General features: G+C 59.5%; 10 protein-coding genes. 4 read left to right on the top strand and 6 right to left on the bottom strand.

The window, feature by feature from the left end; genetic code table 11:
* Nucleotides 1-16 precede the first annotated feature (16 nt).
* Both dgcN and dgcA read left to right on the top strand, forming a co-directional pair.
* Nucleotides 17-1,030 (top strand): N-acetyltransferase DgcN, encoded by a 1,014-nt coding sequence (dgcN, locus tag AC2A6O_RS14030; protein ID WP_498927906.1) that lies wholly within the window; start codon nucleotides 17-19, stop codon nucleotides 1,028-1,030.
* Nucleotides 1,027-2,010, top strand: a complete 984-nt coding sequence (dgcA, locus tag AC2A6O_RS14035) for an N-acetyl-D-Glu racemase DgcA (RefSeq protein ID WP_498927908.1) — start codon at nucleotides 1,027-1,029, stop codon at nucleotides 2,008-2,010. Before dgcN ends, dgcA begins: the two co-directional genes overlap by 4 nt.
* A 169-nt stretch (nucleotides 2,011-2,179) precedes the next feature.
* Here dgcA and AC2A6O_RS14040 read toward each other — a convergent pair whose 3' ends face one another.
* Complete coding sequence (locus AC2A6O_RS14040; protein WP_498927910.1) at nucleotides 2,180-3,370, bottom strand: MFS transporter; 1,191 nt, start codon at nucleotides 3,368-3,370, stop codon at nucleotides 2,180-2,182.
* 119 nt (nucleotides 3,371-3,489) lie between these two features.
* Between AC2A6O_RS14040 and AC2A6O_RS14045 the strand changes: the two genes are divergently transcribed.
* Nucleotides 3,490-4,665 carry a protein phosphatase CheZ gene (locus tag AC2A6O_RS14045; RefSeq protein WP_498927912.1) on the top strand — a complete coding sequence of 392 codons (1,176 nt, stop codon included), beginning with the start codon at nucleotides 3,490-3,492 and terminating at the stop codon, nucleotides 4,663-4,665.
* Between the two features lie 225 nt (nucleotides 4,666-4,890).
* Here the strand turns inward: AC2A6O_RS14045 and AC2A6O_RS14050 are convergent, their stop codons facing one another.
* From AC2A6O_RS14050 to AC2A6O_RS14065, 4 genes are all read right to left on the bottom strand, one after another.
* A complete protein-coding gene (locus tag AC2A6O_RS14050) occupies nucleotides 4,891-6,225 on the bottom strand; it encodes a protoglobin domain-containing protein (protein ID WP_498927914.1) in 1,335 nt (444 codons plus the stop codon).
* Nucleotides 6,226-6,630: 405 nt separating this feature from the next.
* A complete protein-coding gene (locus AC2A6O_RS14055) occupies nucleotides 6,631-7,611 on the bottom strand; it encodes a threonine ammonia-lyase (protein WP_498927916.1) in 981 nt (326 codons plus the stop codon).
* Between the two features lie 247 nt (nucleotides 7,612-7,858).
* Nucleotides 7,859-8,908 carry a glycosyltransferase family 4 protein gene (locus AC2A6O_RS14060; protein WP_498927918.1) on the bottom strand — a complete coding sequence of 350 codons (1,050 nt, stop codon included), beginning with the start codon at nucleotides 8,906-8,908 and terminating at the stop codon, nucleotides 7,859-7,861.
* Nucleotides 8,905-9,708, bottom strand: coding sequence for a UDP-2,3-diacylglucosamine diphosphatase (locus AC2A6O_RS14065; protein ID WP_498927920.1), 804 nt, complete (start codon nucleotides 9,706-9,708; stop codon nucleotides 8,905-8,907). Before AC2A6O_RS14065 ends, AC2A6O_RS14060 begins: the two co-directional genes overlap by 4 nt.
* A gap of 250 nt (nucleotides 9,709-9,958) precedes the next feature.
* Between AC2A6O_RS14065 and AC2A6O_RS14070 the strand changes: the two genes are divergently transcribed.
* Nucleotides 9,959-10,738 (top strand): SDR family oxidoreductase, encoded by a 780-nt coding sequence (locus AC2A6O_RS14070; RefSeq protein WP_148586172.1) that lies wholly within the window; start codon nucleotides 9,959-9,961, stop codon nucleotides 10,736-10,738.
* A 69-nt stretch (nucleotides 10,739-10,807) separates the two neighbouring features.
* Here the strand turns inward: AC2A6O_RS14070 and AC2A6O_RS14075 are convergent, their stop codons facing one another.
* Complete coding sequence (locus AC2A6O_RS14075; protein ID WP_498927923.1) at nucleotides 10,808-12,082, bottom strand: OmpP1/FadL family transporter; 1,275 nt, start codon at nucleotides 12,080-12,082, stop codon at nucleotides 10,808-10,810.
* Nucleotides 12,083-12,259 lie beyond the last annotated feature (177 nt).

Genomic DNA, 12,259 nt, shown 5'->3' on the forward strand with positions numbered 1-12,259 from the left:
CTTGAAAGCTCTATCCATGGAAATCGCACGTCCTTACCTGTTGTTTCTCGGTGATGTTCCCGACGCCCTTGCCGCCAAGACCGCCATTGGCATCGTTGACTGGCGCAAGAACTGGTGCCTGGGCCAGGTCCGCCTGCCCGGCTGCGCCGCCGACACCGGCCTTACCGACATGTCGATTGCAGAAGGGGCGGACGCTGGCGCCAAGACTTTCATCATCGGCGCCGTGAACGCCGGCGGCCGCTTGCCTGAGCATTGGGTCGAATCTGTTGTCGAGGCGCTCGATGCCGGTATGGACGTGGCGTCCGGCCTGCATGTACGCCTTGCCAGCGTGCCTGCGATCAAGGAAGCCGCAGAACGCAACGGCCGCCTGCTTCACGACGTGCGCCACAATGACATGGCCTTTGCCACCGGCAAGGGCACCAAACGCGCCGGCAAACGCATTCTGGCCGTCGGCACCGATTGTTCAGTCGGCAAGAAATACACTGCCCTTGCCATGGACAAGGCCATGAACGACCGCGGCTTTTCCAGCACCTTCTGCGCGACCGGCCAGACCGGTGTGTTCATTTCCGGCCGCGGCGTCGCACTCGACGCGGTGATTGCCGACTTCATTTCCGGCGCCGCCGAATGGATCTCGCCCGAGACCGATCCCGATCACTGGCAGATCATCGAAGGCCAGGGCTCGCTGTTTCACCCGTCCTTCGCCGGGGTCACGCTTGGCCTTCTGCATGGCTCCCAGCCGGACGGTTTCATCGTCTGCCACGAACCGACCCGCACCAAGATGCGCGGTGTCGAAACGCCACTGCCGACGATCCAGCAGGTTATCGACATGACGATCGCCTGCGGAAAACTGACCAATCCGGACATCCGCTGCGTCGGCATTGCCGTCAACACCACTGCGCTTGGTGAAGACGAGGCCCTCGCGTATCTGGCCAAGATCGGCGAAAAGCACGGCCTGCCTGCAACCGATCCAGTCCGCTACGGCATGGAAGCCATCGTCGACAAGGTTTCGGCAGAGTTCGGTGCGCCATGAGCCTTGAGGTCAACATCGAGGCACAGCGCTTCGAAATCGCGGGAGGTTTCAAGATCTCCCGCGAAACCCGCACCCATGCCCAGGTAGTCGTCGTTACCCTGAACGATGGCTCCGCGACCGGCCATGGCGAATGCGTGCCCTATCCGCGTTACGGCGAATCGCTTGAAACCGTGCAGACACAGATCGAGGAAATCGCCCCCCTTCTGAAAAACGGCCTCAGCCGGGAAGAGCTTCTGGAGGCTATGCCTGCAGGAGCAGCCCGCAATGCCGTCGACTGCGCCCTTTGGGACCTGGAGGCCAAGCGTTCTGGAAAGTCGGCAACAGACATTGCCGGTTTCGGCACGCTGAAACCGGTCACGACGGCCTTCACCATCAGCGTCGACACGCCGGAAAAGATGGCTGAAAAGACCCACGCAGCAGCGCATCGTCCACTCTTGAAGGTCAAGCTTGCCGGCCCCGGTGACGACGAACGGATTGCTGCCGTACGCCTTGCCGCCCCCGACAGCACCCTGATCGTCGACGCAAACGAAGCCTGGGACGAAAGCTGTTTTGAAACCAACATGGCTGCCTGCCAGGCGGCAGGCGTTGCCCTGATCGAACAGCCGCTCCCTTCCAAGAACGACGATCTTCTCGCAGGGCTCGAACGGAGTGTGGTGATCTGCGCCGACGAAAGCCTCCATCCGGGCAAGAGCATCGACGGATTGCGGGCGAAGTATGATGCGGTCAACATCAAGCTCGACAAGGCGGGCGGCCTGACCGCCGCGCTGAAACTTGTCGAAGATGCACGCGCTCAGGATCTGAAAATCATGGTCGGCTGCATGGTTGGCACGTCTCTGGCCATGGCACCGGCGGTGCTGATCGCGCAGAAGGCGGATTTCGTCGACCTCGACGGGCCACTCCTGCTGGCCGAAGACCGCTCGCCGGGTCTGAAGTTTGAAGGCAGCACCCTTTTCCCGCCCCTGCCGGAGCTGTGGGGGTAAGGCAAAAGCCTGTATGGAAAAGAAAAACGCCGGTTTCCCTGATCTGGGACCGGCGTTTTTTGTTGGCCTGCGCATCCTGGATTTCGGAAGGGCAGAGACATCTGCATTTCAGAGATGATCGTCAGGCAAAAGCCAACGGATGCCGCCTTGAAGGTCAAGTGGAGCGATCTCACTCCGCCGCCATGCGCCTTCGCAGCATCGGCGTCAATGCCAGCGTCAACAGTGTGCCGATGGCCGCAATCACAGCCATCAGGAAAAAGGGCCAGTTCGGATTGATCTCGTAAAGGGCACCGGAAATGCTGAGACCGATTGCCATCTGAATGCCAACAGACGTTGCCAGCAGCCCCTGCCCCGTTCCCGCCCACCGGCTGGGCACGACGCGCGCAAGAATCGCAACGGCCCCCAGATGCGCCGCGCCGAAAGAAAGTCCGTGCAAGGTCTGGAGGGCAGCCATGGCAGGCACCGTATCGGCGAAGGGAAACAGAAGCCACCGGACGGTAGCCGCCGTACCTGCTGCCAGCAGAAAGACCGGCGGATCGAACCGTTGCGCCACCTTTCCGGCAACCGTGAACAAGGCGATTTCAGCCGCAACGCCCGTTGCCCACAAGAGACCAATGGCAAAATCAGGAACGTCCATGGCCTGCCAATAGAGCGTTCCGAAGCCGTAAAAGGCCGAGTGGCTCGCCTGGTAAAGGCCGAGCACCACAAGCAACGGCCAGAACCAGACGCTTTTGAACGGCGTGTCGTTGTCGTCGTCCTCAGCGCCAGTCCCGCTCTCCTTCCCTGACCCGCCAGGCGCTTTACCCCGCTTTTGACGAGGCAGCGACATGGCAACAGCACCTGTTGAGAGAGAGGCCAGGCCCACGGCAACCACGATGAGCCACGATGTGGCTTCCGCGGCCAGGGAGCCTCCGACAATGCTGGCAACCACAAAACCGGCCGAGCCCCAAAGCCGCATGCGGGCATAATCAGCCCCGGTATTGCGCTGGACATCCAGCGCATAGGCATCGCTGAGCGGCACCACAGGTGCATTCATGACCATGTAGCCGATCACCGCAATGGACAGAAACACAAGGCCCAGGGGAAGAAAGTAAAGCCCGATGAAGGCTGCTGCCGCCAGCGCATAGATCAGAATCGAAAGACGGCGCTGACCGGTGCGGTCGGAGAGATTCGACAGAAGCGGGCTTGCTGCGATACGGGCAATGGTGCCTATCCCCAGAACAAATCCGATTTCAGCGGCCGTCAGCCCGCGAAACCCGAGGACGACCGGAAAAAACGGCAGAAACAAGCCAACGCCAAAGAAGTGGCTGGCGAACAGGGCCGAGACACGGCTGCTGATACTGGAACGGTCGAGCGACATGGGATACCGGGCGTGGGACTGCCCTAAAAGGATGTTAACGATTTACGCCTTACCTTAGAGCGAAGTTGTCCGTGTTACGGCAATAAACGACACTTAGGCAAGTTGAGAAGCGCGTCCATATGAAAGCGGCAGCAGCACAGGAACAACCGGAGCCGATCGGCGAAGCCGAATACCAGACTCTCGAACAGACCCTGATGGAGTCCGATCGCGGGCGCAGGTTCTTGAAAGAGTTTCTCAATCGCAACAAGACACCGGAAACAACCGAGATCCTGACTGCGATTGGTCGGCTAGAGAAAATGATGACCCGGCAACGCAAGGTGCCGGACCTCGACACGATCCGTCTCGACATCGCGGACATGCACGAGGCCATCGAGCGCACCAAGTCGGAGATCGCCAACATCAAGGCAGAAGGCGAGGAAAGCAATCGCTTTGTCGACGCCTCTCACGAACTCGATGCCATCGTCACCCAGACCGAAGGGGCAACCCAATCCATCCTGGAAGCCGCCGAGCAGATCCAGGAAAAGGCCTGGATTCTGCGCGAGAATGGCGCCGAAGACGCGGTTTGCGACGACATCGATGCCAAGGCAACCGAAATCTTTATGGCCTGCTCCTTCCAGGATCTGACCGGCCAGCGGACGAACAAGGTTGTGCAGGTGCTGCGTTACCTTGAAAGCCGCATCAACCTGATGATCAACATCTGGGGCATCGAAGAAATGGACGCCGACGCGACGGCCGGTCCCGTCGACGAACGTCCGGATGCACATCTCCTGAACGGTCCCCAGCTTGCCGGCGGCGTTTCCCAGACAAACGTCGATGAACTGATGTCCGTCAGCAACGACGTATTCGACGCTGCGCTGAAGGAAACCGGGACTGACGAGGAAGCGCCCAAAGCCGCATCCCACGCCAGCGCGGCCGATGTTGACGCGATCATGGCGTCCGCGACCGACGTAGATGCCATCATGGCGTCCGAGACGGATGTCGATGCCATCATGGCTGGCGGCGATGAGCCGATGGACGCTGCAGCCATCGACGACATGTTTGCCTCTGCTCCCGCTGCAGAGGAAGAAGACGACGACACTGAACTCACCACTGAAGATCCGGAAAGCACTCTGGACGAAGCTGCCATCGAAGCCCTGTTCGACAGCGAAGTCAGTGAAACGGCCGACGAATCCCACGACGAAGCTGAAGCTGAAGCCGATGCAGAGTGGGAACTGACCGAGGAAGTCGCCGGAGAAGATAGCGAAGACCCGCTGAAACAGCTCTCCGAAGCAGAGCGCCAGGCACTCTTCAACTAAGGCCAAATCCCACAAGACGTTTGAAAAAGGCGCCCACTGCGGCGCCTTTTTTGTGTCTTCTTCCCCCAACAAGCCCCGGTACGATGCCGCAAGGCCTGGATCTATAGACGGATGAGGGTGAGAGAAAGGTGCGAGACAACAGGATTGTCTGCACCTGGGGCGTCCCGGCACAAGGCCGGGACAAAATCTCGGGCGGGTTAATTGCGACAGTTTGCCGGAATGGTCTCAGTGCCCGATGTTGATCTTCGCGAAGAACTGTTCCGCCTGCTGACCGAGCTGACCGGCCTGGTCCTTCAGCGCCGCCGACATGTCCTGAATGGTGACGACAGCTCCGTCGACATTTTCCACCGACCCGCGCACGGCAGTGATCTCTTGCGTGAAAGCCTGAGTGCCCTGCGCCGCGATCTGCACATTGGAGGATATTTCGGCCGTTGCCGCCGCCTGCTGTTCCACTGCCGACGCAATCCCGGTCGCGATTTCGGACAGCGCGCCGATGATCGACGTGATGCCGTCGATATCCTGAACCGACTGCTTGGTCGCCTGCTGGATGCTGGCAACCTGTTCGGTGATTTCGTCTGTTGCCTTTGTGGTCTGGCTGGCAAGCTCCTTGACCTCGGCTGCGACGACCGCAAATCCCCGCCCCATTTCACCGGCCCGTGCCGCTTCGATGGTGGCGTTCAATGCCAGAAGGTTGGTCTGTGCCGCGATTTCCGAGATCAAACCAATTACCGAGCCGACCTGGTCCGCAAAGCCGGCAAGCTTGGTAACGGATTCGTTGGTGTTGCGTGCCCCCGCCACGGCCTTGACAGCCATTTCGCGCGACTGCTCCGCCTGACGTCCGATCTCGACAATCGACGCGGACATTTCCTCTGTCGCCGTCGCGCTGGACTGCACACCGCTCGCTGTCTCCGCCGAGGTATTATCCATCCTGATCATTCGTTCGCCAATGTCGACGGTTTCGCGGCGCAGACTGCCTGAAGATGCCTCAAGCTGTTCGGAGGCCGTGCCGAGCGTGCCAACCGTACCACCGAGCACATCCTGAAATTCCTGGATGGCAGCCTTCAATTCGGCTTCACGACCGACTGCATCGGTCACCATTTTATCGTGATAGGTGGAAATCGCCACATCCATATCGAGCATGACCAGCTTCGTCATCACCTGCACCGCCTGCGAGCGCTTGCCTGCCGACATGAAGCGCTTCGACAGGATCATCTCCGTCAGCTGTGTCAGGGCGTAAGAATAACCGCCGATGTACCAGCTGGGATCGAGACCGATCCGTTCGTGGGTAAGACCGATCTTCACCGCGCGTTCCTGGTAGGCCTCATCGGGGCCTGTTGCGAACAGCCCTTCCCAGTGGCTCATCTGCGCTTTCACCAGGCCGGCCTGCCTGTCACCAACAAGCGTCGCAAGATGCGGAACTGTTTTCACATGCGCATAAAACCCGTCGAGGATCTTCGGCAAGGCTTCCTTGATTGTCGGCCACAGGGACTGCGCCAAAACCCGGTCTTCATCAGTGTAACGGAAAAACGTCAGCCGATCTTTCAAAGTATTTGTCTGCATAAATGCCTCTTGGAACAGCATGCTGACGGCCGAAGTACCGGCTGCCGGAGCTGATCTCTTTACAGTTTCCGCACCACCGGCCAATGCCTGTGAAAAGGCGCGGGATCCCTACCCAATCAGCGCGTACCACCCGCCCCTCCGAAGCCGCTTTGGGCTTTGAAAGGCAACATACGGCGAACCGCGCCATGTGTGACGCGTCGGGAACTCTGACAATGAACAGGCGAGAAAAGGAGAAAACGCCGCACCGTTGCCGGCACCGCGCGTTACAATTCGATTTTCAGCAAACCCGTTCACATCGTCCCGGCGAAAAGGCAAACAGGCCGCCGCATCCGATAGTCTTCCTTGCCCGGATTCGACAAGCCATGCTTGTAGCCCCCGCTATAGCGAACAGGCCCTAAGGTCACGTTAACGGGACAGCGCCGTCATCAGCATTTGTGGATCGATATTTCCGCCGGTTAGCACGATGCCTACAGTCTTTCCCGTAACAGGCAGTTTGCCGGCCAGCAGGGCCGCAAGTGCAACCGCCCCTCCCGGCTCAACGACAAGCTTCAATTCGGTAAAGGCAAAAGCCACGGCCGCAAGGGCTTCCTCGTCGGTGACGGTTACCCCTTCACCTGCGACGCGTTGCAGGATTGAAAAGCCGATATTCCCTGGCGAGTCAGTCAGGAGTGCATCGCAGATAGACCCGGTCTTGACCGGGTTCGACAATCGCTCACCAGCCTGCAGAGACCGCTTGTAATCGTCAAACAAGGCCGGTTCAGCTGTGTGAAAGACCGTACCCTGCGATTTGCTTTCCAGCGCCAGCGCAATGCCGCTGGACAATCCGCCGCCACCGGTACAAGCCAACACGTGGTCCAGATGAAGACCCAGCGCAGCCGCCTGCGCCGCCATTTCCAGCCCGACAGTGCCCTGCCCCGCGATAACGCCGACATCATTGTAGGGGTGGACAAGCGTGGCCCCGGACCGGGAACACAAGTCACCTGCGACCGCATCGCGATCCTCGGTTTCCCGGTCATAGGTGATCACGGTCGCCCCGTAGCCGCGCGTCCGGTCCAGCTTGATCCTGGGAGCATCCGCCGGCATGACGATGGTTGCAGGCATACCCAGCAACTGCGCGCTTGCAGCAACGCCCTGCGCGTGGTTGCCTGACGAACACGCGACCACCCCCTTGGGACGATCCGATTCCGGTATGAGGTTGAGCCGGTTGAAGGCGCCGCGGAACTTGAACGAGCCGCTGCGTTGCAGGTTCTCCGGTTTGATAACAACAGTGGCCCCGGTCCTCTCGTCGAGCAGGGGATGGCGCAGCAGCGGCGTCACCAGGGCCTCGGCACGGATCCGCTCCGCTGCAGCTTCTACATCCTCGATGGACACGGTCTGTCCAGCCATCTTCGATCCAGCTTCAGACACAGGCTGCGATTGTGTTGTCGACATCGGAACTCGCTCTATACGTCAAACCATTGTATGGGTACCCAAGCCGCATCAGGTCACGGCGCAACGCGCCGGGCCTGTTTTGGGGTCAGGGTCTTCATGCAAGTGTTTTCACAGGAAGGCGGGCAGTTCCAGCGGGAACTTGTCTTGGTGTCAATTTCGTGCGCGGACACGCGGCCTGGCTCGAAACGCACGATCAGCGACCTTATTCGGCAGCTTTTCCCCGCACCAAACGGCCATTGAAAATGTCCTGCGCCTCAATGCAATTGTCCAGGAACTGACGAGCGCTGGCCGCCCAGGTGTAGTTCATGGCTATCGCCCGGCAATGGTCGCGTGGAATATCCAGTGCCGCTTCCGCCGCTTCGCGAAGGTCCTCGGACAGAACGCCAGCACCCGTATCGCTGATGACGTCGAGCGGCCCCATCACCGGAAAGGCGGCAACCGGCACGCCGCAGGCCAGTGCCTCCAGCATCACGTTGCCGAAGGTATCCGTGAGGGATGGAAAAACGAAGACATCCGCGTCCGAGTAATGCCTTGCAAGATCCTCACCCACCTTCGACCCGGTGAAATGCGCTGCCGGATACTCCCGGCGCAGATTGTCGAGTTGAGGACCGTCGCCGACCACCACCTTCGATCCGGGCAGGTCGAGATCCAGAAATGCCTTGATGTTCTTTTCGACGGCAACCCGGCCGACATACATGAACACCGGGCGCGGCAGGTCGGCAGGCAGCACGGATCCCTCATAGGGCTTGAACTGCTGTTCATCGACCCCGCGCGACCAGCGCATGAGATTGGTAAAGCCACGGCCGCGCAGATCCTGCTCCAGCGACCGTGTCGCAACCATGCAGCCGCAGCCGGAATTATGAAAACGGCGCAGCCAGCTGTAGGACCACGTCAGCGGCACCGGCAAACGGGCCGACACATACTCCGGAAACCGGGTGTGGTAACTGGTGGTGAAGGGACGCCTTGCCTTGTTGGCCACGCTAGCGGCCAGAAGACCGAGCGGGCCTTCCGTTGCAATGTGAAGATGCTCGCAGCCGTATTCCTCGATTTTCCGGCGCACGATGCCCCGGTGGGTCAGCGACAGGCGGATTTCCGGATAGGTCGGACACGGCAGGGTCGTGAACTCCTGAGGGGTCAGAAACTCCACCCGCACGCCGATCTTTTCCAGTTCCTCGGCCGTGCGTTCCAGCGAGCGAACCACGCCGTTTATCTGGGGATGCCAGGCATCCGTCACAATCAGAATGGAACTCATGCGGCGACCGGCGCTTCCTTGGCTTTCGCCGGCACAGCCTCCTGCTGCGTATGGTCCACCCATCGGATCACCTCAAATGTTCCATCGTGGTGCTCGGCAACCGCAGTGCAGCTTTCCACCCAGTCACCCGTGTTGATGTAGTGAATGCCATCCAGATCTCGATCCGCGGCGTGGTGAATATGCCCGCAAATGACGCCGTCGACACCCTGACGGCGGGCTTCGTCGGACAGCGCCTCTTCGAAACGGCCGATAAAACTGACCGCATTCTTGACCTTGAGTTTGGCCCAGGCGGACAGTGACCAGTAGGTCAGCCCAAGGCGGCGGCGCACCATGTTGAGCCAGGTATTGATGCCGAGCGCGGTCACATAGGCCTTGTCGCCAAAGAAGGCCAGCCACTTGGCGTGGCGGATCACCACGTCGAACTGATCGCCATGAATGACCAGGTAGCGTTTTCCGTTGGCCGCTTCGTGAATGATGCTGTCGGTCACTTCAACGCCGCCAAAGTGGGTACCGAGGAAACTGCGCAGAAACTCGTCGTGATTTCCGGGAATGTAGACGATGCGCGCGCCCTTGCGGCCTTTGCGCAGGATCTTCTGAACCACGTCGTTATGAAACTGAGGCCAATACCACGACCGCCGGAGACGCCAGCCATCGGCAATGTCGCCAACCAGGTAAATGGTCTCGGCGTCATTATCCTTCAGAAAGTCCAGTAGCATCTCCGCCTGACAACCGCGCGTGCCGAGATGGACGTCGGAAATAAACAAGGCCCGGTAATGCCGCGATGCCTCTGCGGTAGACATAGCACTTCTCCAAATTCCCTTTGGAGCGCTTTAGACGCGATTCAAGTATCACTATTATGACAAATGGCGGGACTTCCCCGGCGGTGGTTATTTTCAAGCCTTATGATTGACGCCGACACGCCCGGAAAAATGGCCTCGCGGAGACCACCTGCCGGTTACCAACAGGCAGCCCCCCTGCCCCAAGGGCATTTGACATCGTCCGCTTTTGCCGGTCACAAAGCCTATCCAAATTGCAGCAAGGAGATCGCTCATGGACCTCGGCCTCAAAGGCAAAAAGGCAATCATCTGTGCGTCGAGCCGCGGCCTCGGCAAGGGCTGCGCTCAAGCACTGGCGGAAGCCGGCTGCGATATCGTGCTGAACGGCCGCACCGAAACGGTTCTGGAAGAAACCCGTTCGCAGCTTCACAGCCGCTACGGGGTGAGCGTTACCGCCATCGCAGCAGATGTTTCCACTTCAGAAGGGCAAAAGGCGCTTCTGGCGGCCTGCCCCAATCCGGACATTCTGGTCAACAACAACGGCGGCCCGCCCCGGCGCGACTATTCAGAGCTGGATCGTGAAGCGCTTCTGGAAGGTGTGGTGCAGAACTTCGTCACCCCTATCGAGCTCATGCAGGCCGTTGTACCCGGCATGAAGGAGCGTGGCTTTGGCCGTATCGTCAACATCACCTCGCTGTCTGTGAAGATGCCCATAGAGGGGCTCGACCTCTCCAGCGGCGCGCGGGCTGGTCTCACAGCGTTCCTGGCAGGCGTCTGCCGCCAGCTCGCTCCGCACGGCGTAACGGTCAACAACCTTCTGCCCGGCAAGATGGATACGGACCGGCTGAAGGGGGGCTTTGAACGCGCTGCGCAGCAGAGCGGGAAAAGCGTTGAGGATGTTCGCGCGGCTCAGGCTGCCGAAATTCCGGTTGGACGGTTCGGCTCGGCAGAGGAATTCGGCCAGACCTGTGCTTTCCTGTGCTCCCGTCACGCCGGCTACATCACCGGTCAGAACATCCTGATGGATGGCGGGCTTTACCCGGCAGCCTTTTAAAGCTGGTGAAATAGCAAAAGGCCGGAGCGTTTGCCCCGGCCTTGTTGTGTTTTGTCAGCGAGTTCCCGCTCAGTAGGTGTATCTGAGCGAGGCCGAGATGATGTTCACCTGGCTGTCGACCTTACCGGTGTAGGTACCGATGTTGGAATTGTAGTCCTGGTGGTTGCCAGAAATGTCGATCTTGGTGTCGGCCGGGATCAGGTGCGAGTAGCCGATATCGAAAGCGAGGTTATCCGCCGGCGACCAGGTCATACCCGCCGACAACCACAGACGGTCGTTGTCCGGCAACCGTGTGGAGCGAATGTTCTCGTCAATCGGCGAGAGCTCATAGCCGACACCTGCACGCAAGGTAACCTGCTGGTTCCAGTTGTATTCCCCACCGACCGCGAAGAACCAACCGTCATCGTAGTTGAATTCCAAGTTGGGCAGACCGGTCGGATTGGTGGTCGCCGTACCGCCATCGCTGCTCGGATGCACGGTTTTCAGCCGGGACCAGTTGGTCCATTCAACCGTACCGGCGATCTTGAAAGCGTCGTTGATGCGGTGACTTGCCGACAGGGTCACGGTGTCCGGTGTAACAACTGTCGCATTGATGCCTGCGCGATTGCCCGCAAAGGAAACCGGGGTCGTGCCCACAAAAAAGCGCCCGCCCGGATTGGTGTAGGAGCCATCAAGATCGTTGGCGACCGCAGACCGGTAGCCAAGACCGATTTCAGTCCCTTCCCACGGCCGGATGGTCAGACCGGCGGTCACGCCAAATCCATAGCCCTCCCCCTTGAATTCAGTCGTCGCAGCGGAGGTGGAGAACGGATAGGCCGATTTCAGTCGGACTTGCAGATATTGCGCCTGAATCCCGACACCGACAGCGAACATATCGTTGATCTGATAGGCGATGGCCGGATTTACGTTGACCGAAAACACTTCGGACGACCGGGAATAGTATTGGCCCGCCCAGTTCTGTTCCGGTTTGGTGCTGAGCCCGAACGGCGCGTTGACGGCAAGACCGAACACCAGCTGATCGTTGAAGCGGTAAGCGGTGTATGTGGACGGCACCCAGGCATCCGATGCGATGTCGCCACTGCCCACAGTGCTGGTGGTCGCACCGTTGACGGTTGTCAGCGCACCTGGCGTAAAGGTTCCGTCGATATCGGATTCAGGCATGATGAAGGAGCTATGCGATTCAATCGTAAGCCCCTTGCCGGCGCCAATAAGCGTTGCCGGGTTCCAGAACATCGAGGAGATGGACTCACCCGTCGTTCCGTTCCCTGCGAAAGACATCCCCTGGTAATAAGCGCTTTGTTCTCTCAGCGCGAAACCGCCAGCGAAGGCCGAACTTGCAATCATTGATAGAGCTACTGCTGTTGAAGCAAGTAGAACTGTTTTCTTGTTTACCCACGGCATTGAGTTTCCTCCCATCCCCTAGCCCCCGGATGAATGATGACTACCTGAGACAGGATTTTAGGAGAACGCCGTTCGTTTCAACCGAATATTTACGTCAGTTCTGCGAACAGTTTTTCATGC

It is taken from the genome of Labrenzia sp. ATLA3 (assembly GCF_057180185.1).